Source organism: Roseateles sp. P4_D2, assembly GCF_056401875.1.
The window spans coordinates 1-19,605 of the sequence record NZ_JBFUIM010000013.1 but is presented as its reverse complement, the minus strand read 5'-3'; the positions used below and the strand labels follow the sequence as shown (position 1 = coordinate 19,605).

Below are 19,605 nucleotides of genomic sequence, written 5' to 3'. Positions count from 1 at the left end.
GCCGGTTCAAGCCGGCAGGGATCGGGACAAAACGGGTCGCGTATGACGGCGCAAGCAGCGGGCGGGCCATGAAACCTCCGGAGAAGCGCGCATTGTTGCCGAGCCCCGAAGGCCGTGCATCGCGGGCAACCCGGGCCGGCTGAACGGGTTCAGCGCCTGCGCCGTAGCGCCGCCAGCAGCCCCAGGCCGCCCAGCAGCAGTGCCGCGTGGGTGGGCTCGGGCACGGCCGTGACCTGGATGTTGTCGATGCCGACCACTTCGGTGACGCCAGCATGGAATTCGCCCTTGATCGTCAGGCTGGTCACGTTGGCCAGCACCTGCCAGGACGGCAGCACGAAACTGTAGTGATGCCACTGACCATCGGCCGGCGGGTTGTTCGCGGCCACCATGTCGAACACCACGCCGCCGCCGGCCCCGATGATGGTCACTTCACCGAAAGGCGCCCAGTCCGGCGCATCGCCGTTGATGTTCCTGGCGTCGAAGGACAGCGTGCCGCCGGCAAAGGCCGACCAGTTGCCCAACCAGGCAGTGGGCGCGTTCAGCAGGAAGTCGTCGTCCGTGATGTCGGTGACCTGGAGCCAGCCACCGCCGTTGCCGCCGCTAGCCATCCAGACCTGGGCGCCACCGTTGCTGGTGGTCCAGCCTTCGGCATCGGTGTTGAAACCGGCGGCCATCGCAGCCGAGGTGGCCAGCGACAGCGCGACGGCGACGAAAGGCGCAAGGAGAGAACGGGCCATGGCGGTGCTCCAGCATTGGTAGGGCGCGCATGTTGGCCGAGGGGCCGCTGCGGCGACATCCCTAGCCAACGTCCGGAAAGCTCAACCCTGGGGCAGACCGCGGGTGCCGGCCGTGGGGGCAGACGGCTCCGAAACGTGGGCCGCCATGGCGAGCAGGCCCACACCGGCCGCGGCGCCGAGCCACAGCCAGCGCTTCCACCAGGCGGCTCGAGCCTTGGCTTCGACGGCGGGGCCGGGTTCGGCAGCGCTGCCGGCGCTGCGTGGGGGGGCGAGGCCCAGCCACTCGCGCAGTTCGTCGGCGAGGCCCTCGGCGCCGCGCGTGCGCAGCTCGGGCGATTCGGCCATGGTGCCGCGCAGCAGGGCATCGAGCTTGATCTGCTGCGCCGACTTCATCAGCGGCCAGGCCTCGGCCACGCTGCCACGCAGCGGCGCCAAGCCCCGGGGTGTGTCCTCCCAGCCGCAGATGAAGACGCGGGCCAGGGCACCCAGGCCATAGATCTCGCTGGCGAGAGTGGGTGGTTCGCCGTTGCGGCGCTCGGGCGCCACGAAGGCCGGCGAAGCGCCGAGGCTCAGGCCGCGGTCGAAAGGGTCGGTCGGGTCGGGAATCTTGGTCAGGCCCAGGCCCATCAGGCGTACGCCGCCTTCGGGGCCGAGCCAGATCATGGCGGGGTCGATCTCGGCCAGCAGCCAGCCCTGTTGGTGGGCCGAGCGCAGGGCTTCGCAGAGCTGCACCAGCAACTCGACGCGCTGGCGCAGCCCCAACTGATGCAACTGCGGCAGCACCGGCTCGCCATGCTCCCCTTCGACGATCAGATAGGGGTGGGCATCGGGTGTCACGCCGCTGTCGCTGGGCACGGCGATGTGGAGGTGCTGCAGCTTGGCGAGGTCACCGGCCTGGTCGGCGTAGCGCAGCATGACGCCGGCGCCCTGGTCGCTGCGGTCCAGCACGAGGACGGCCGCCTTCTGCTCCGTGGCCATTGCATGGTGGGCGCTGTACCACTGGCCGGCATGGGCCTGCTCGCCGTCGGCCAGCGGTTTCTCCAGCCGCCACACGCCCAGCGCCTGCCCTTCGTCCAGGGGCGCGGCGGCGGCTGGCGGTGGCAGGGAGAGATTGGGCATGCGCATGGCGCGGCATATTAGGGGTGACCCCAGGGGGCTGCCATCCCCCTTTGTTACAAAGCGGGCCGGTCCGCGCATTCGCTCACGGCCCTGGATACTCGCCCCCGGACAATGCTTGCCGTTCTCGCCACGACCTTTCCGTTCTTCGCGCTGGTGCTGTGCGGCTGGCTGGCCGCCGAGCGCGGCCTGCTGCCGGACAGCGCCATTCCCGGCCTGAATGGGTTCGTGCTTTTCTTTGCGCTGCCCTGCCTGCTGTTCCGCTTCGGGCGCGACACGCCGCTGCTGGAGCTGCTGAACCCCGCCCTGCTCGGCGTCTATCTCAGCTCGGCGCTGCTGATCGTCTTCTTCACGGTGGCAACGACGCTGTCCGAGCGAGTGGGCATGAAGGACGCGGCCTTTGGCGCCCTGGTGGCGGCCTTCCCCAACACCGGCTTCATGGGCGTGCCGCTGATCGTCGCGTTGTTGGGCAATGCCGCTGGCGGGGCTGTCGTCAGCACCATCCTGGCCGACCTCTTCGTGACGAGCTCGCTGTGCATCGCCCTGGCCCAGACGGGGGCCAGCGGCCATGCCGGCCGGGCGGCGTTCGTGCAGGCGCTGAAGGCGGCCGCTTCCAATCCGCTGCCCTGGTCCATTGCCCTGGGTGCGGCTTTGGGCGTCAGCGGCCTGGTGTTGCCGGGGCCGCTGGCCAAGGTCATTGCCATGCTGGGGGATGCGGCCTCGCCGGTGGCGCTGTTCTCCATTGGCGCGGTGCTCAGCCGTTCGGGCCGTGCCAACCGCAAGGCCGGCCGTGTGACGCCGGCGGCGCTATACCTGCCGGTGGCTGCCATCAAGCTGCTGCTGCATCCGGCGCTGGTCTTCGCCTTGGGTGCCGCGGCGCGCTGGCTGGGGGCGCCGCTGGCCTGGCCGCAGCTGGTTGCGCTGACGCTGGCGGCCGCGCTGCCCAGCGCCAGCAATGTGTCGCTGCTGGCCGAGCGCTACGGCGCAGACAACGGCCGCATCGCGCGCATCATCCTGGCGTCGACCGGCCTGGCCTTTTTCAGCTTCAGCGGCCTGGCGGCCCTGCTGATCTGACCTATGAAGCTTGCGGGCCGAGCGCCGGGCCTGCCATGGGCCAGAGGCCCATGGCCTTCCGTAGGCACAACCAGTCCGCAGGGACTGCTTGTGTCCGACTCCAGTTCACCTAGCCGGCCCGCCGTTGGCGATGTGCTTGCCGGTCGAGCCGGCAAGCACATCGCCGTCCCCTGGGGGGCTGAGGCCGGACACATCACGCCCAGTGGGCGTGATGTGCCTGCCGAAGCGCTGCGGCTCAAGCCGCAGCGTGGTCCCGACCGCGTACCCGCGGGCGAGGGGCTTCAGTTCAGCGACGGCGACGCGCCACCCAGGCGATGACGCTCAGGCCCGACAGCAGCAGCGCATAGGTCTCGGGTTCGGGAATCGGCAAGCCGCCACCGGTCGCACAGGCGAGGTTCTGGCAGATCGTGCCGCTGCCATTGCCGGCGAAGCTGATGCCGTAGTCCGCCGCAGCGGCGCCAGACATCACATAGACCGTCGAGCCCTGCGGCAACTGCATGCCCGTGAACTGCACGGTGTTGGAGAAGTCCGCGGCACCGTTGCCGCTGATGCTCGTGCTCAGCTCGGACTTCAGGTACAGCGCCGTGCCATAGGTGAAGCTATAGCTGCCGATGACATCCTCGTTGATCGTCAGCGTGCCGTTGCCGTCCGTGTAGGTCCACAGGCCGTCGCTGTAGATGCTTTTGTTCCAGTGGTCCGAGCCCGCGTCGTAGTAGGCGTAGACCGACGCGACGATCTGGTTGGAGAAGGAGCGCAGCGACCAGTCGATGGACGCGCCGCCATTGCCCGTCGTGATGCCGGCGAGACTGCCGTCGATGTGGATGGTGCCGGTGAAGGTGCCCGTGCCGGTGCCGCCGCCGATCTGGTAGAGCTCCTCCCAGGCCGAGCGCCCGACCGCATAGGTCAGGTTGTTGCTTTCCACGTGCATGGGCCAGCTGGTCGCGCCGACGACGAACTGGCCGTCGTAGCTCTGGCTCACCGGCGTGAAGCCGGCCAGCGAGGCGCTGGCGTGGTTGCTGCCCCAGTCCGTCATGCCGTAGGCATTGGCGGTGACGGGCGTCATGCCCTGGCTGGCGTCACCTGCCCAGACGCCACCGGCCGTCACATTGGGCAGGGGCGTGGCTTGATCGTAGGCGGCGCCGCTGCGGTAGTCGGAGCCGTAATAGACGCTGCCGTAGACGGTATTTGGGTTGCCGTTGGCGTCCAGGCCGAAGACGGGGCTGGTCGTCTGGATGCTGTTGTAGTAGCCGGCATACGACTCGGCAAACAGGCGGTATTGCGACTGCGCCTGGGCGGTGCAGGCGAGGGAAGCGAGACCCAGCAGGGTCAAGGCACGAAGAGACATGGCACGGCTCCCAAGGCAGCGAGCCGGCGGTGGCCCGCTGAAACAAGTTGTGCACTCTGTCACTAATTGCTTGTCTTGGCATCCCCATTCGACAGGACGGCACGCCCTGGCAGCCGGATCGTCACCCGCAGCCCGCCACCGTCCCGGTTGGCCAACGCGATATGGCCGTCGTGGGCTTCGGCGATCTCCCTTGCCAGCGCCAGCCCCAGGCCCGTACCGCCCTGGGAGCCGGGTTCGGAGCGCTTGGTGGAGTAGAAGGGCAGCAGCGCCTGGGCCAGCACCGCCTCGCTCATGCCGGGGCCGCGGTCCAGCACTTCGATGCGCAGCTCGTCGCCCTGGCTGGTCAGGCGCAGCAGGATCTCGTCGGGGTCGCTGCCCGACTCATGGGCGTTCTTGATCAGGTTGAGCAGGGCTTGTTCGATCTGGGCCGCATCGAACCAGCCGGGCTGATCGGGCGGCGCGCCCTCGACGCGGAATTCGCCCAGCGTCGCCAGCCGGGCGATAAAGGCCGACCAGTCCACCGCGGCGCGGCGCGGTGCCGGCAGCTTGGCGAAGGCCGCGTAGCCGCTCAGGAAGACATGCAGATGTGCCGCGCGCTCGCCGATGCTGGCCAGCACCTGCAGCAGGCGCTCGGTGTTGCCGCGCCGCGCCAGCTCCGCGCCGCTGTGGGCCAGCGACGAGATCGGCGCCAGCGAGTTGTTCAGCTCGTGGCTCAACACGCGGATGACGCGCTTCCACGTCGCGACTTCGGCCCGCGACAGCTCCCGCGTCATGCGTCGCAGGAGCCGCAGCCGATGCGGCTGGCCCTGCAGCCTGAACGTGCGCGTGCTGTGGTGGAAGGTTTCCTCCGACCCATCGGGCAGCGTCACCGCGAAAAGCCGGTCGCCGTCGCCGGCGAGGGCCTCGCGCAGCGCCTCCGGCAGGTGGGCGATGACGGTGGTGAAGTCCAGCCCGGTCAGGCTGCGGCCGTCGCCCAGCAACTGGCGTGCGGCCAGGTTGGCAATGGCGATGCGCTCGCTCGGCGCCGTCAGCACCAGCGCGACGGGCGTGTTCTGCACGACGGTGTCCAGCAGCAACTCGCGCTGGGCCAGGTGCTGGCGCTGCTCGCGCAGGGCCAGGCCGAGCTCGGCGTGCAGTTGCGTCAGCTCGATCAGCTCACGCGGACCGTCTGGCGCGAGATTGAGGCTGAAGTCGCCGTCCCGGTAACTCAGCACGGCCCCTTCGAGTGCGCGCGTGAGCCGCAGCAGCGGCGTCAGCCAGAACGCCGCCAACCAGCCGATCAGCGGCAGCATGACGATCACCGCCACGGCCAGCGCGATGCCTGCATCCAGGCCCGCTCGGCGCACGCCGAGGATGACCAGGGGCGGCACGACCGCCGCCGCGCCGAGTGCCAGCAGTGCGCGTGCGCGCAGCGACAGCGGCATCAAAGGTCTATCCCATAACGCTCCAGCCGCCGGTACAGCGCCTGGCGCGACAGACCCAACTGGCTGGCCGCGCGGCTGACCACGCCGCCTGCCGCGTTCAGCGCCGCGACGACGGCCTCGCGGCTGGGCTCGTCGAGGTTGCGCCAGGCGCCCCCGCCGTTGCCATTGGCTTCCTCCAGCCCCAGCAGGGCCGGCGTGATCTCACCGCCCTGGCACAGCAGGGCCGCGCGTTCGACGGCGTTCTTCAGTTCGCGCACATTGCCGGGCCAACGGTGGGCAAGCAGGGCCTCGCGCGCGGCCTCGCTCAAACGCGCCCGGCCGGCCAGGAAGTGTTCAGCCAGCGGCAGCACATCGTCGCGGCGCTCGGCCAGGGGCGGCAGCCTCAGCTCGATGAGGTTGAGGCGGTAGAACAGGTCCTCCCGGAAGGCGCCGGTCTTGACCATGGCGCGCAGGTCGGCGTTGGTCGCGCTCAGCACGCGCACCCGCACCTGGCGCGTCTTGCTCGAGCCCAGGCGCTCGAACTGGCCCGTCTCCAGCACGCGCAGCAGCTTGACCTGGCCGGCCAGCGGCAGGTTGCCGATCTCGTCGAGGAAGAGGGTGCCGCCATCGGCCGCCTCGAAGCGGCCCACGCGCGCCTTGGCCGCACCGGTGTAGGCGCCGCTGTCGCTGCCGAACAGCTCGGCCTCGATGAGGTCGGCCGGCAGGGCGCCGCAATTCAGCGCGACGAAAGGGCCGTCATGCGCACTCGAATTGGCATGCACGAAGGCCGCAATGCGTTCCTTGCCGGCGCCGTTCGGTCCGGTGATCAGTACCGGCACCGGTGCCGCGGCAATCTGGCCGGCCAGTTCGAGCAAATTGGCCATCGCATCGGAGCCGAACACGAGGCCGGCGAGGTCGTAGCGCCGTGCCAGCGCTGCGCGCCTGGCGGCCCGCGCCTCGCGCAGCTGTGCGATTTCGCGGTTGGCCTCGCCCAGCTCCAGCAGGTTCTCGACGGTCGCGATCAGCTTGGCGTCGTCCCAGGGTTTGGCGAGGTAGTCGGCCGCGCCGGCCTTGACGAGGGCCACGGCCGCGTCCAGCCGTGTCCAGGCCGTCAGCAGGATGACGGGGAGGTCGGGGCGGCGCGCGCGGATGGCACGAAAGAGCTGCTCGCCTTCCTCACCCGAGGTCGTGTCGGCCGTGAAGTTCATGTCCTGGATGACGAGGCCGAAGGCGCGCTTGTCCAGCAGGGCCAGGCCCTCCTCGGGGCTGGTGGCCATGCTGGCCTCGATGTCGTGCAGGGACAGCAGCAGTTCCAGCGCCTGGCCCACGCCGGGGTGGTCGTCAATGATCAATACGCGTCGCATGGCGCAGCAGGATAGCCGCCCATCCAACCGTGCCATCTGCCCGGATTTTCCGCACGACGCGCTAGGTTTTTCCCTAGATCGCCACTTCAACGGCGGACTCGTCACAAAGCAACCCGTATCCTGCGCCGCCTCGGGCGGGCTGATGGTGGTTGCGCACGAGATTCACATCAACGTCGAAGGGAACACCATGTCTTCAGTGGGATTGGATGCCGTACCCGGTCCGGGTCGGAGTGCGGGCTGGCTCGACAAGGAAAGAACCATTGCCGGCGTCGGCTTCAACCGCTGGCTGGTGCCGCCGGCGGCCCTCGCCATCCATCTGTGCATCGGCATGGCCTATGGCTTCTCGGTGTTCTGGCTGCCGCTGTCCAAGGCCCTGGGCATCAAGGAGGCGATCAAGTGCGGCGCCGACGTGGGTTTCTTCCAGGAACTCTTCGTCAGTGGCTGCGACTGGAAGGTCTCGACGCTGGGCTGGATGTACACGCTGTTCTTCGTCTTCCTGGGTTGCTCCGCGGCGATCTGGGGTGGCTGGCTCGAACGCGCCGGCCCGCGCAAGGCCGGTGTCGTGTCGGCCCTGTGCTGGTGCGGCGGCATGTTGATCTCGGCGCTGGGCATTCATCTGCACCAGTTCTGGCTGATGATCCTGGGCAGCGGCGTCATCGGTGGCATCGGCCTGGGCCTGGGCTACATCAGCCCGGTCAGTACGCTGATCAAGTGGTTCCCGGACAAGCGCGGCATGGCCACCGGCATGGCCATCATGGGCTTTGGCGGCGGCGCCATGATCGGCTCGCCACTGGCGGCCGAACTGATGAAGACCTTCGCCACGGCCACCGACGTCGGCGTGACGCAGACCTTCATCGTCATGGCCCTCGTCTACTTCGTCTTCATGATCGGCGGCGCATTCGGCTATCGCGTGCCGCCCACGGGCTGGAAGCCGGCCGGCTGGACCGCACCGGTCGCCCAGGGCAGCAACGCCATGATCACGCAGCGCCACGTGCACGTGAAAAAGGTCTGGGGCATTCCGCAGTTCTGGCTGGTCTGGATCGTGCTGTGCATGAACGTGTCGGCCGGCATCGGCGTCATCGGCATGGCCAGCCCGATGCTGCAGGAAGTCTTCGGCGGTTCGCTGATCGGCCTGACGGCCAAGTTCGGTGAGCTGGACAAGGCGCAACTGGCCAAGATCGCCGCTGTGGCCGCCGGCTTCACGGCGCTGCTGAGCCTGTTCAACATCGGTGGCCGCTTCTTCTGGGCCAGCCTGTCGGACAAGCTCGGCCGCAAGGTCACCTATGTCGTCTTCTTCCTGCTTGGCGGGCTGATGTATGCCAGCATCCCCAGCAGCGCGGCTGCCGGCTCCAAGCTCGCCTTCGTCGGCGCGATCTGCGTCATCCTGAGCATGTACGGCGGCGGTTTTGCGACCGTGCCGGCCTTCCTCGCCGACCTGTTCGGCACGCAGATGGTGGGTGCGATCCATGGCCGCCTGCTGACGGCCTGGGCCACGGCCGGCATCCTGGGCCCCGTCGTCGTGAACTACATGCGCGACTACCAGCTGGAGCTGGGCCTGCCGCGCGAGCAGGTCTACAACCAGACCATGTACATCCTCGTGGGCATGCTGGTCGTCGGCCTGATCGCCAATCTGATGATCCGTCCGGTGGCCGACAAGCACTTCATGACCGAGGCCGAGCTGGCCGAGGAAAAGCGCCTGGCGCACGAGCGCGCTGCGGCCGCCGAGGTGGGTTCGGGGTCGGGCGCCAGTGCCGCGACTTCGCCCGCGGTGGTGGCGCTGGCCTGGGCCGCGGTGGGCATCCCACTGGCCTGGGGTGTGTACAAGACCCTCATCAACGTGGGCAAGTTCTTCAACTGATCCGGTCCTGCTAGGCTGACAAGCCCCGCTGCCTGTGCAAGGCGCGGGGCCTTTTTCTTGGTGTATGACCTTACAGCCCCCACGTTCGCGCTGCTCACTGCCCCCCGAGGGGGTGCGTCAGCGGCTTCGGGCGGCCGGGCACCACTGACATGAGTGAACAAAAGATCGAGCTGTACGACGGCCCCGCCGGCGGTTGGGGCGCGCTGAAGAGCGTGGCCAAGCACCTGAACGAGCAGGGCGTGGCCGTGAAGGGCGCCAAGACGCTGCTGCATGCCAACCAGACCGACGGTTTCGACTGCCCCGGCTGCGCCTGGCCCGACCGTGACCACCGCTCCACCTTCGAGTTCTGCGAGAACGGCGCCAAGGCCGTCGCCGCCGAAGCCACTGCGCGTCGGGCGACACCGGAGGTCATTGGCGCCAAGACGCTGAAGGAATGGGCCGAGGCGTCGGACTACGACCTGGAAGCCACCGGCCGCCTGACCGAGCCCATGGTCTACGACGCCCAGACCGACCGCTACCGGCGCACCAGCTGGGACGCCGCCTTCGCGCTGATCGCCCGCGAGCTGCAGGCGCTGCCTGATCCCAACGAAGCCATCTTCTACACGTCGGGGCGCACCAGCAACGAGGCCGCCTTCCTCTACCAGCTGTTCGTGCGCGAGTACGGCACCAACAATTTCCCCGACTGCTCCAACATGTGCCACGAGCCCAGCGGCTCCGGCATGCGGCCGACCATCGGCGTCGGCAAGGGCACGGTCACGCTGCACGACTTCGAGCAGGCCGACACCATCTTCGTGTTCGGCCAGAACCCCGGCACCAACCACCCACGCATGCTGGGCGAGCTGCGCGCGGCCCGCAAGCGCGGCGCGCGCATCGTCAGCTTCAACCCGCTGCGCGAGCGCGGCCTGGAGCGCTTTGCCGACCCGCAGAACGCCATCGAGATGGCGACGCTGGGCGATTCGCCGATCAGCAGCCACTACTTCCAGCTCCAGGTCGGCGGCGACTTCGCGCTGCTCAAGGGTATGTGCAAGCGTGTCGTCGAACTGGACGATGCCGCGCTGGCGGCCGGTAAGCCGCGCGTGCTGGACGTCGCCTTCATCGCCGAGCACACTCAAGGCTTCGAGACCTTCATCGCCGAGCTGCGCGAGCAGCCCTGGGAGCCGCTGGTCGCGGCCTCGGGCCTGACACGCGAGCAGATCGTGCAGGCCGCGGACATCTACGCGACCAGCGAGCGCGTCATCGCCTGCTGGGGCATGGGCATCACCCAGCACCGGCACTCGGTCAAGACCATCCAGATGATCGTCAACCTGCTGCTGCTGCGCGGCAACCTGGGCCGCCCGGGCGCGGGCGCCTGCCCGGTGCGCGGCCACAGCAATGTGCAGGGCGACCGCACCATGGGCATCTACGAGAAGCCCGCACCGGCCTTCCTGGACAAACTGGGCCAGGTGTTCGGCTTCGAGCCGCCGCGCGAGCACGGTCATGACACCGTGGGCGCCATCCAGGCCATGCTCGATGGCCAGGGCAAGGTCTTCATCGCCATGGGTGGCAACTTCGCCGCTGCCACGCCCGACACGGCCGCCACCTGGCGCGCGCTGCGCCAATGCGAGCTGACGGTGCACATCACCACCAAGTTCAACCGCAGCCATGTCGTGCACGGCCGCAAGGCGTTGGTGCTGCCAGTGCTCGGCCGCACCGAGATCGACGTGCAGGCCAGCGGCCCGCAGGGCGTCACGGTGGAAGACTCGATGAGCATGGTGCACCTGTCGGCCGGCATGAATGCGCCGGCTTCCGAGCACCTGATCTCCGAGCCCATGCTGGTCGCGCGCATGGCCGCTGCCACGCTGACGAAGAGCCGCACGCCGTGGCTGGCGCTGGCCAGCAACTACGCCACCATCCGCGACAAGATCGAGGCCGTGCTGCCCGACTTCGCCGGCTTCAACGAGAAGATCAAGGCGCCCGGCGGCTTTCGCCTGCGCAACACCGCCAGCGAACGCGTCTGGGCCACGGCAAGCGGCAAGGCCGAGTTCAGCACGCACGCCATGCCCACCGATCTGGCTGTGCAGCGCATTGCCGAGCGCCAGCGCGACGTTCGCGTCTTCACGCTGACGACGCTGCGCTCCCACGACCAGTACAACACCACCATCTACGGCCACGATGACCGCTACCGCGGCGTCTATGGTCACCGCCGCGTCGTCTTCATCCATGCCGAGGACCTCAAGGACCTGGGGCTCAAGGCCGGCGACTGGGTGGACATCACCAGCCTCTACATCGACGAGGCCGGCGGCGACGTCGAGCAGCGCCACGCCGAGCGTTTCCTGCTCGTCGCCTACGACATCCCGCGCGGCTGCCTGGCCAGCTACTACCCCGAGACCAACCCGCTGGTGCCGCTGCAGAGCTTCTCCGTCACCGCGCGCACGCCGACGTCCAAGTCCATCCCGGTCGTGCTGAGTGCGCACGCCGGCTGAGCTGCTGCATGAGCTGGGCGATGGCGCCCGGGCCGTGCCGCTGACGCGCCTGGCCAAGCGCCTGGACGCCCGCGTCAGCGAGTTGCTGCGCGAGTTCACGGCCCTGAGTGACGCCCGGCTCGGTGGCGTGGCCGGGCCGGGCTGGGTCAGCCTGCATTGCGACGACACGGGCCGCTGGACGGTGACCCTGACCGAGGCGGGCCGCGCGCAGCAGTCGGCGACACAGGGCTAGCCGCCGTGTAGCCGCAGGCAGATCCCGTGCCTGTCCGGAGGCACGGCCGAGGCACGGAGGGCAGCTTGCGGCGTCTCAAGTTCCCTGTCATGCTGGCTCTTCAGGGCAGCCCAGTAGCGGCGCCCTTCAGCAAGCGCCGCCCCAGGCGCAGCGCGGTGCAGGCGGACAACGGCGTCCTGCCGACCGACTTCCGGCTGAGTCGACGATGTCGCCAGCCGCTCGACTCCTTCGACGAGGTCAAGCCATGAACTTCAATGCTTTCAAGGTTTCCACCCGATTGGCCCTGGGTTTCGGCTCGGCGGTGCTGCTCGGCCTTGTGATCGCCGTCTTCGGCATGCTGCGGATGGGCTCGCTGGCCGCCAAGGTCGACGAGCTGGCCCTTGATCGCATGCCCAAGATGGACAAGTTCGCCGACATCAAGGACAACCTCAACACGAGCGCTCGCGCGGTGCGCAATGTGCTACTGACGACCGATGCGACCGTCCGTGCTGCCGAGGTGAAGCGCATCGGCGAGATGCGTGCGGCCACCGACCAGTCGATCGCCATGCTGGACAAGGCGCTCGCACAGCCCAAGAGCCGGGCGCTGCTCAAGCTCATCACCGACAACACGCCCGCCTACCGGCACGGGCTGGACCAGGTGTTGGCGCTGGCGAGCGAGGGCAAGACAGCCGAGGGCGCTGCGATGCTGACCGGCGAGGTGCGTGCCCGGCAGAGCACGATCTTCAAGGCCGTCGATGACTCCATCGAGTTGCAGAGCCAAGTCGCCAACCAGCTCGCCAAGGATGCCGGCCAAGTCGCCGCCAGCAGCGGCATGGAGATGCTCGGTGGCGCGGTCGCGATGGCCTTGCTGGGCGGTCTCGTGGGCTGGGCACTGTCGCGCAGCCTGAGCCGCGCACTTGGTGCCGAGCCGGGCGAACTCAGCGAGGCCGTGCAGCGCGTGGCCGATGGAGACCTGGCCCAGCCGGTACCGGTGCGGTCAGGAGACACGACGAGTACCGTGGCTGCTGTGGCGCGCATGCAGGAGGCGCTGGCCCTCATCGTGAGCACCGTACGCGCCAACTCCGACAGCGTGGCCATCGCCAGCGCCCAGATCGCGCAGGGCAACCAGGACCTGTCCAGCCGCACCGAAGAGCAGGCCAGCGCCCTGGAGCAGACGGCGGCGTCGATGGAGCAGCTGGGCTCGGCCGTGCAGCAGAACGCCGACAACGCCCGTCAGGCCAACCAGCTGGCACAAGGCGCCAGCGAGGTGGCCGTGCGGGGTGGCGCCGTCGTCAACGAAGTGGTGGCGACGATGAGAGACATCCAGCAGAGCTCGCAGCGCATCTCCGACATCATCGGCACCATCGACGGCATCGCCTTCCAGACCAACATCCTTGCGCTGAATGCGGCGGTGGAGGCCGCGCGAGCCGGCGAGCAGGGCCGCGGCTTCGCGGTCGTGGCCGGCGAGGTGCGCCTGCTGGCCCAGCGCAGCGCCCAGGCGGCCAAGGAGATCAAGTCGCTGATCATGGCCAGCGTCGAGCGTGTCGAGCGCGGCACCGTGCTGGTGGATCAGGCCGGCTCGACCATGACCGAAGTGGTCGACGCGATCCGCCGCGTCACCGACCTGATGGGCGAGATCAGCAGCGCCAGCGGCGAGCAGAGCAGCGGCGTGGCGCAGGTCGGCGAAGCGGTCATGCAGATGGACCAGACCACGCAGCAGAACGCCGCACTCGTCGAGCAAGGCGCCGCCGCCGCCGAGAGCCTCAAGGAGCAGGCCCGCCAGCTCGTGGCGGCGGTGGCGGTCTTCCGGCTCGCGCACGAGGCTCATGCGGCCGTGCCGGCGCCCCGGCCACGCAAGTCCTCGCCACCCGTGAGCCGGCCGTCGACGCGACCGGCGGTCAAGGCCGTCGTGCGCAGACCGGCACCCGTCGAGCCGCGCGTGCCCTCCAGGCCTGCCGCCAGCCCGGCCGTCGTCAAGCCCCCGGCGGCGGCCGATGGTGAATGGGCCGACTTCTGAACCGACACTGCAGGCTCCGTTGACTCGCCCGCATCTCCCATGCCTGCTCTCCGTCTCCTCGGCCGCCTCACCTCCATCAACGTCCGCAAGGTCATGTGGACCGCCGCGCAGCTCGATCTCGAGCTCGACCGCGAGGACTGGGGGGCGGGTTTTCGCTCGCCGCAGGAGCCGGGCTATCTGGCGATGAACCCCAACGGCCTGATACCCGTGCTCATCGATGGTGACTTCGTGCTGTGGGAGAGCAATGCCATCTGCCGCTATCTCGCCACCAAGCTCTACGCAACCACGCTGCTGCCGACCGAGCCGCAGGCGCGCGCCAGGGTCGAGCAATGGATGGACTGGCAGGCCGGCGAGCTGAACAACAGCTGGCGCGTCGCCTTCATGGCGCTGGTGCGCGGCCAGCCGGCCACGCCCGAGGCCATCACTGCAGGCGTGGCGAACTGGAACAAGCACATGGGCATGCTGGAAGTGCAGCTCGCCAAGACGGGCGCCTTCGTGACCGGGCCTGAGTTCACGCTGGCCGACGTCGTGCTCGGCCTGTCGGCCCAGCGCTGGAAGAACGCGCCGATCGAGCGCGTGGAACTGCCGGCGGTGGAGGCCTGGCTGCAGCGCTTGAGCGCGCGGCCGGGGTTTGCCGACTACGTGGACAACGGCATGCCTTGAGCGACCTCAGGGCTTGCCGCCAGCAGGCCGGCGCGCCAGGATCTGCTGCGCCGCCTCCCTGGCCGCGGCCATCTGCTGCGGTGTGGGCGGCGCGGCCAGGTGAAGCGCACCCCGCTCCAGCAGCGACTTGGCCATGCCCTTGGCCTCAGGGTGATCGGGCAGTTCGGCGTAGGCCATCAGAAAGCTCAAACGCTCGGCGTCGCTCAGTCCCCACGCGGGGTTGGACGTCGCCGCATTGATGAGGCTGAGCCCGTCACCGGCGAGCGCGTCACGCCGCATCGCTTCGGCCACCTGCTGGCACTGCGCGGCGGTCAGGTCGCCGGGGAAGGTCGCGGCGGCAAAGGCCGAGGCCGCCTCGGCCACGCCGGCCCGCACCGCCCGTGAGGCCAGTTCCGGCAGCATCACGCGGTGCTGGGCGGTCACGGTCTGGCAGCGCCTCGACTCGGCATCGGCCTCCACCATCATCTGGGTCATCATTTCCGGCGATATCCCCTGGTTGCGGACGGTCTCGAAGCTGTTGCGCCGCGTCTCGTTCGACGCGCAAAGCCGCAGCCAGCGCACCGCCTCCCAGGCGGCCGCCGCATCGTCGCCGGCCATCGCACGATCGATGTGCGGGCCGTACCCTTCCGAGCCGATGCGCGGTGCGGCCGGCCTTGCGGAGGTGGGTGTCGGCGAAGCCGTTGCGGAGGCGGCGCGCGCCACCGCGCGGATGGTTGTCGAGGCTGCTGAAGCCGCCAGGGGCGGCGTGGCGGGCAGGGCGGCCACGGTTGTGGGCTGGGAGGGCAAGGCCGGGTTGGCTGGCGGCTCGCTCAGGCCCAGCCACAGGGCGGCGGCAGCTGCCGCGCCAACCGCGATGAGGATGAGAACCCAGCGAATGGCGTCCATGGCGGCTCAGCTCGCGAAGTTGTAGCGCACGACGGCGACCGTCAGCGCGAACAGGTAGCCGTAGGCGAAGCGGTCAATGCGCAGCACGGGGTCACCACGGCGCGATCGCCACAGGCCCATCAGCGTCATTGCGAAACCGGCGATCACGGGCGTGACGACGAGGTTGGCCAGGCGGGGCCAGCCATCGCGCGTCAGGTGCTGGGGCATCAGCCACAGGCTCAGCGCGCCGACGATGCCGCCCAGCAGCACATAGCCGAGCACAGCCACCCAGACGCTGGGCTGCTTGCGAAAAGGCTCGGCCACGGCATGCAGGCCGAGTTCGACGAGCAGTTCGCCGAAGACCTGGAAGACGAGTTCGAGCAGCAGTTCAAGCAAGATCTCCAGGGCGGTCTCCGCAGTCGGTGAGATGACACGCAGCCTAGCGCAACCGGCCGGCCGGCAGGCGGCCGCGTGAGTTTTCACCGGCTGGAGCTCTGATGAGAAAGGGCCCGCGGCAGGGCGCTGCGGGCCAGGTACGGGGTGGCGCCTGCCGCCTTGCTGTCGAGATGTTTCAGCCGATCCGCACCGGCACGAAGATCTCTGTCCGTCCTGCCCGACGAGCAGGGCTACCTGCTTCGTTATGTCGGCAACGGCCTGCTCTGAGCGCCTCAGGACGGCTTGCCGGCGCGCACGCGGTCGACGAGCTGCTGCGCCGCCTGCCTGGCCGCCGCCAATTGCTCCTGGGTGGGTGGTGTTGCCAGCTCGAGGGCGTTCGAAGTCAGCAAGCGATCGACCACGATCTCTCCCGCATACGGGTCCAACATGCCATAGGCCAGCAGGAAACTCAGCCGCTCGGCATCGCTCAGCCCCCAGGCAGCATTGGACGTCGCCGCGTTGACCAGGCTCATCTCGTCACCCGCGTGCGCGTCGCGCCGCATCGCCTCGGCCACTTCCTGCCGTTGCGCGGCGGAGAGGTCGGCCGCAGAGGCCGCGTGCGCATAGGCCGAGGCGGCCTCGGGCACGCCCCCACGCATCGCCTGCGCGGCAAGCTCGGCCAGCAGCGCCTGGTGCTGGGCGGTGACGGTCTGGCAGCGCCGCGCATCGGCATCGGCCGCGATCATCCTTTGCGTCATCCTCTCCTGCGCCACGCCCTGGTCGCGCATGGCTTCGAGGTGGCTGCGCCACTGCACGTTCGACGCACATAGCTTCAGCCACTGCACCGCTTTCCAAGCCTTTGCCGCGTCATTGCCCGCCAACGCGCGCTCGATGTGCGGGCCATAGCCATCGGAGCCCACGCGCGGCGAGGCAGGCGCCGGGGCCGCGGCCTGCTGCGGCGCCGCCGGGCGAGGCGCGGGACCGGCCGTGGCTTCGGAGGCCGGTGTGGCGGCAGCCAGCGACAGCGCGGCCACCGGCTCCGGCGCTGACGCCGAGGGCACCTCGGCCGGCCTGCTCACGACGAAGGTCAGAAGGGCGCCGCCGGCCAGCATCGCGAGCAGGATCAACGCCCAGCGCGTGGCCCTCATGCCCATGCCGCCGCAAGCAGGTCGCCAGCGGTCCGCAGACGCAGTTCAGGCAGCGGTTCGAATAGGGTTTCCATCAGGGGCGAGACAGGCTTGTTGCGACGGCGCGCAGCCTAGCGCAGCCTGGTGATGCGGCAGTCGACTGCTCGCCATTCAGCGCGCGGAAATCTTCACCGCCCGGTGGGCAAGCCCCAGGAGGGGCTTTCGCCGGCTGTGTCAGCCGAGTCGCACCGGCACAAAGATCTGCTGGCCGTCACGCGCCACCAGCAAGGCCACCGAGGCCGGCTTGCCCTTCAGCGCGTCGCGCACCTGCTCCACGCTCTGCACCGGCTTGCCGTTCAGCGCCAGCAGCACGTCGCCGGGCTGCACGCCGGCCAGTTGGGCCGGGCCGGTCACGCCTTCGATCAGCAGGCCATGGTCCAGCCCCGAGCCGCGCAGCTCCTGGCGCTCCAGCGGACGCAGCGCCAGGCCCAGCGAGCCGCCCTGGGGCGTGGCATTGGCTTCCTGCGTGTCCTTGTCGGCGCGGCCCAGGCTGACGGTCTCGCTGACGCGGGACTTGTCGCGCCACAGCTCCAGCTTGAGCTTGTCGCCGGGGCGGGCCAGGCCGACGCGGCTGGAAACGTCGCCCGCCACGCGCACCGGCTCGCCGTCGATGGCGGTGATGACGTCACCCGCCTTCAGCCCGGCCTTGGCGGCGGCGCTTTCAGGCTGCACGCTGGACACCAGGGCGCCATCGGGTGCGCCCAGGCCGAAGGACGAGGCCAGCGGCGCCGACAGGTCCTGCAGCGTGACGCCCAGGCGGGCATGCTCGACCTTGCCGTGAGCGACGATCTGGTCCTTGACCTTCAGCGCCACGTCCACCGGGATGGAGAAGGCCAGGCCCTGGAAGCCGCCGCTCTGCGAGAAGATCTGCGCGTTGACGCCGACGACACGGCCGGCCGCGTCGAACAGCGGGCCGCCCGAGTTGCCGGGGTTCACGGCCGCGTCGGTCTGGATGAAGGGCACGACGCTGTCGCCGGGCAGCGAGCGGCCCTTGGCGCTGACGATGCCCTGCGTGGCCGTCTGCTCGAAGCCATAGGGCGCGCCGATGGCCAGCACATAGTCGCCCACCTGCACCTGCTTGGGGTCGCCGAGCTGCACGGTGGGCAGGCCCTTGGCGTCGAGCTTGAGCACGGCGATGTCGGTGGCCGGGTCGCTGCCCAGCACCTTGGCCGAGAACTCGCGGCGGTCGCTGAGCTTGACGGTGACCTGCTTGGCGTCGCGCACGACGTGGGCGTTGGTCAGCACGACACCGTCGCTGCTGATGATGAAACCGGAGCCCTGGCCGCGGAAGGGCTGCGGCCCCTGCTGCGGCATGCGCAGCCCGGGGATGCCGCGGAAGAAGCGGAAGAAGGGGTCATCGTCACCCCGCGCGACGGGGCCTTCGTCGCCGTCGTCATTGCCCACCTTGTGCAGGCCGGCCACGGTGATGCCGACCACGGCAGGGCCCTGGGTCTGCACGATGGCGCGGTAGTTGGGCAACTGGGCGGGGGGAAGGGCCACGGCGGGTGCCGGTGTGGTGGCCGCAGCGAGGGCCACGGTGGTCGGGGCGGCGCCGCCGGGCGTCGCGTCGGTGGCCGCTGCGGCGGGCGCCTTGTGAAACCCGGGCAAGGTCCAGCCCGAAGCCGTGGTGGTCAGCGTCACACCGGCAGCCAGCAGCGCAGCGGCCGCGGCAGTCACCGTCATCTTGGCGGTCTGGGTCATCGAGAACTCTCCTCTAGGGGCGGGCTGCGGCGCAGCCGTTGCCGTGGACTCTAGGGAGGGGAGGTGAGGGCTCGATGAGGGGAAGGTGAGGTGAAAGTTAAGGCGACGTGGGACGTGGAGTCTGCGGTGGCGGCTTCAGGCTGGTCTGCGACATTTGCAGGCTCGAAGCATGAGCGGCAGGATCCACGAAGACCAGTCACTGAGTCCCGCTGGGCCGGACCGGCAGCTTCACCCCCGGGACCGGTCGCTCGACGGCAGCGCAAGCATCGTGCCGTCATGAACGACCGCTCTGGCCGCCCGCGACAGTCGCATCACGACCCTGAGCGGAAATCGACCTCAACGGATTGAGCGCCGCAGAGCGGACGCTCACCTCCGCAGATCGTCAGAACTGATTTCAAGGAGAAATGGCGGCCCCGGCTCCGCTGGATTCCATCTTCTGGCACGGGCAAGGCGCACAACGGCGGCTACGTCCGCTGGCTTCAAAGTTGGATACCGATCCGGGACCTCAACCTTTGGGAAGTCGAGCCAAAAGTCGCGGGTAAATAGTCCATGTGCCTTCAAGATTTGGCCGCGACCCGTCCCCATCTGAACCGTGAGATTCATAGGGTGCAGACCATCCTCTCCCGCCTTCGACATGGAGACCGTGTACCGCAACGGCACCGCGTCGACCTCAATACGACGGCTAATCTTCTTCGGAAGCGTCATGACCAATGGCTCAAGGTTTGGCGTTCGATCCCGATAGCTGCCGTCGCGAGCGGCCGGTAGTGGCCGAGACGTGACCTTCTGGGCGAGCAGTCTGACTGGCAGCTCCCGCTGGAAAGCCGTCGCCGCTGCTGACGGTCTGACGCGGCCGGCGGCCCTAGGCTGGAAACGGTCACACGGCACAAGTGCAGCGATACGCACTCGCGAGATTCAAAGGCGGCTAGCCGCGTCGCTGGTCGAGGCGCGCCACGTTGCAGCGATGCCCCTTAAGCGCGTCAGACCCTGCGGCGGATCCTCATGGCAAACATCAGACCTAGGCCGGCACACAGTAGAGCATGGGGTGCAACTTCCGGAACTGCGCTGACTCTGAAGCCAAGGTCCATTTCGTCGAATCGATTCCAGTTGCCGTTGAATCCCTGCCATTCTTCGCCGAGTGGCATCGGGGCGCCCCATGGCATGTTTGCCGAAAACCAGTCAGGTGAGCCAATTGTGAAACCGTATGTGCCCGCAGGGACTGTCCAGTTCA

The 19,605-nt window shown here is 69.0% G+C and carries 17 protein-coding genes; 7 read left to right on the top strand and 10 right to left on the bottom strand.

Annotation, left to right across the window (positions count from 1 at the left end; all coding sequences use genetic code 11):
- Positions 1–149: 149 nt before the first annotated feature.
- Entirely contained in the window at positions 150–737 is a 588-nt protein-coding gene (locus AC1DW0_RS21650; protein WP_457320802.1) for a PEP-CTERM sorting domain-containing protein, read from the bottom strand.
- A gap of 81 nt (positions 738–818) precedes the next feature.
- The gene (locus AC1DW0_RS21645) at positions 819–1,862 is read right to left on the bottom strand and encodes a serine/threonine-protein kinase (RefSeq protein WP_056205473.1); all 1,044 of its coding nucleotides are present in this window, start codon (positions 1,860–1,862) and stop codon (positions 819–821) included.
- A 105-nt stretch (positions 1,863–1,967) separates the two neighbouring features.
- On the opposite strand from AC1DW0_RS21645, the gene AC1DW0_RS21640 reads away from it, so the two are divergent.
- A complete protein-coding gene (locus AC1DW0_RS21640; protein WP_477947925.1) occupies positions 1,968–2,927 on the top strand; it encodes an AEC family transporter in 960 nt (319 codons plus the stop codon).
- Between the two features lie 286 nt (positions 2,928–3,213).
- Here AC1DW0_RS21640 and AC1DW0_RS21635 read toward each other — a convergent pair whose 3' ends face one another.
- The 3 genes from AC1DW0_RS21635 to AC1DW0_RS21625 all read right to left on the bottom strand — a co-directional run bounded on the left by AC1DW0_RS21635 (position 3,214) and on the right by AC1DW0_RS21625 (position 7,039).
- Positions 3,214–4,272, bottom strand: coding sequence for a PEP-CTERM sorting domain-containing protein (locus tag AC1DW0_RS21635; protein ID WP_477947924.1), 1,059 nt, complete (start codon positions 4,270–4,272; stop codon positions 3,214–3,216).
- 62 nt (positions 4,273–4,334) lie between these two features.
- Positions 4,335–5,696 carry a sensor histidine kinase gene (locus tag AC1DW0_RS21630; protein WP_477947922.1) on the bottom strand — a complete coding sequence of 454 codons (1,362 nt, stop codon included), beginning with the start codon at positions 5,694–5,696 and terminating at the stop codon, positions 4,335–4,337.
- Positions 5,696–7,039: a sigma-54-dependent transcriptional regulator gene (locus tag AC1DW0_RS21625; RefSeq protein ID WP_477947920.1), complete on the bottom strand. Its 1,344-nt coding sequence runs from the start codon at positions 7,037–7,039 to the stop codon at positions 5,696–5,698. Before AC1DW0_RS21625 ends, AC1DW0_RS21630 begins: the two co-directional genes overlap by 1 nt.
- Before the next feature lie 187 nt (positions 7,040–7,226).
- Here AC1DW0_RS21625 and AC1DW0_RS21620 point away from each other — a divergent pair, with 187 nt between their 5' ends.
- The 6 genes from AC1DW0_RS21620 (at position 7,227) to AC1DW0_RS21595 (ending at position 14,250) form a co-directional block, all read left to right on the top strand.
- Complete coding sequence (locus tag AC1DW0_RS21620) at positions 7,227–8,897, top strand: OFA family MFS transporter (RefSeq protein WP_056205693.1); 1,671 nt, start codon at positions 7,227–7,229, stop codon at positions 8,895–8,897.
- Positions 8,898–9,046: 149 nt separating this feature from the next.
- On the top strand, positions 9,047–11,359 hold the full coding sequence (locus AC1DW0_RS21615; protein ID WP_477947917.1) for an FdhF/YdeP family oxidoreductase: 2,313 nt from the start codon (positions 9,047–9,049) through the stop codon (positions 11,357–11,359).
- Complete coding sequence (locus AC1DW0_RS21610) at positions 11,343–11,591, top strand: hypothetical protein (protein ID WP_457320816.1); 249 nt, start codon at positions 11,343–11,345, stop codon at positions 11,589–11,591. The genes AC1DW0_RS21615 and AC1DW0_RS21610 overlap by 17 nt, the downstream gene beginning before the upstream one ends.
- Positions 11,592–11,680: 89 nt before the next feature.
- Positions 11,681–11,839, top strand: coding sequence for a hypothetical protein (locus AC1DW0_RS21605; protein ID WP_457320817.1), 159 nt, complete (start codon positions 11,681–11,683; stop codon positions 11,837–11,839).
- A complete protein-coding gene (locus AC1DW0_RS21600; RefSeq protein WP_477947915.1) occupies positions 11,836–13,587 on the top strand; it encodes a methyl-accepting chemotaxis protein in 1,752 nt (583 codons plus the stop codon). Before AC1DW0_RS21605 ends, AC1DW0_RS21600 begins: the two co-directional genes overlap by 4 nt.
- A 39-nt stretch (positions 13,588–13,626) precedes the next feature.
- Positions 13,627–14,250, top strand: coding sequence for a glutathione S-transferase family protein (locus AC1DW0_RS21595; RefSeq protein ID WP_056205458.1), 624 nt, complete (start codon positions 13,627–13,629; stop codon positions 14,248–14,250).
- Positions 14,251–14,256: 6 nt separating this feature from the next.
- Here the strand turns inward: AC1DW0_RS21595 and AC1DW0_RS21590 are convergent, their stop codons facing one another.
- From AC1DW0_RS21590 to AC1DW0_RS21570, 5 genes are all read right to left on the bottom strand, one after another.
- Positions 14,257–15,135 carry a hypothetical protein gene (locus AC1DW0_RS21590; RefSeq protein ID WP_477947913.1) on the bottom strand — a complete coding sequence of 293 codons (879 nt, stop codon included), beginning with the start codon at positions 15,133–15,135 and terminating at the stop codon, positions 14,257–14,259.
- A gap of 6 nt (positions 15,136–15,141) precedes the next feature.
- On the bottom strand, positions 15,142–15,510 hold the full coding sequence (locus tag AC1DW0_RS21585; RefSeq protein ID WP_457389440.1) for a hypothetical protein: 369 nt from the start codon (positions 15,508–15,510) through the stop codon (positions 15,142–15,144).
- A gap of 272 nt (positions 15,511–15,782) precedes the next feature.
- Entirely contained in the window at positions 15,783–16,616 is an 834-nt protein-coding gene (locus AC1DW0_RS21580; RefSeq protein WP_477947911.1) for a hypothetical protein, read from the bottom strand.
- A 234-nt stretch (positions 16,617–16,850) separates the two neighbouring features.
- On the bottom strand, positions 16,851–18,377 hold the full coding sequence (locus tag AC1DW0_RS21575) for a Do family serine endopeptidase (protein WP_457446790.1): 1,527 nt from the start codon (positions 18,375–18,377) through the stop codon (positions 16,851–16,853).
- A 977-nt stretch (positions 18,378–19,354) separates the two neighbouring features.
- Positions 19,355–19,605 (bottom strand): hypothetical protein (locus AC1DW0_RS21570; protein ID WP_477947909.1); only part of this gene is annotated, 251 nt, incomplete at its 5' end.

Coding starts and splice junctions, on each gene's coding strand:
- AC1DW0_RS21650 (WP_457320802.1), bottom strand. CDS start 737: ATGGCCCGTTCTCTCCTTGCGCCTTTCGTCGCCGTCGCGCTGTCGCTG.
- AC1DW0_RS21645 (WP_056205473.1), bottom strand. CDS start 1,862: ATGCGCATGCCCAATCTCTCCCTGCCACCGCCAGCCGCCGCCGCGCCC.
- AC1DW0_RS21640 (WP_477947925.1), top strand. CDS start 1,968: ATGCTTGCCGTTCTCGCCACGACCTTTCCGTTCTTCGCGCTGGTGCTG.
- AC1DW0_RS21635 (WP_477947924.1), bottom strand. CDS start 4,272: ATGTCTCTTCGTGCCTTGACCCTGCTGGGTCTCGCTTCCCTCGCCTGC.
- AC1DW0_RS21630 (WP_477947922.1), bottom strand. CDS start 5,696: ATGCCGCTGTCGCTGCGCGCACGCGCACTGCTGGCACTCGGCGCGGCG.
- AC1DW0_RS21625 (WP_477947920.1), bottom strand. CDS start 7,039: ATGCGACGCGTATTGATCATTGACGACCACCCCGGCGTGGGCCAGGCG.
- AC1DW0_RS21620 (WP_056205693.1), top strand. CDS start 7,227: ATGTCTTCAGTGGGATTGGATGCCGTACCCGGTCCGGGTCGGAGTGCG.
- AC1DW0_RS21615 (WP_477947917.1), top strand. CDS start 9,047: ATGAGTGAACAAAAGATCGAGCTGTACGACGGCCCCGCCGGCGGTTGG.
- AC1DW0_RS21605 (WP_457320817.1), top strand. CDS start 11,681: ATGCTGGCTCTTCAGGGCAGCCCAGTAGCGGCGCCCTTCAGCAAGCGC.
- AC1DW0_RS21600 (WP_477947915.1), top strand. CDS start 11,836: ATGAACTTCAATGCTTTCAAGGTTTCCACCCGATTGGCCCTGGGTTTC.
- AC1DW0_RS21595 (WP_056205458.1), top strand. CDS start 13,627: ATGCCTGCTCTCCGTCTCCTCGGCCGCCTCACCTCCATCAACGTCCGC.
- AC1DW0_RS21590 (WP_477947913.1), bottom strand. CDS start 15,135: ATGGACGCCATTCGCTGGGTTCTCATCCTCATCGCGGTTGGCGCGGCA.
- AC1DW0_RS21575 (WP_457446790.1), bottom strand. CDS start 18,377: ATGACCCAGACCGCCAAGATGACGGTGACTGCCGCGGCCGCTGCGCTG.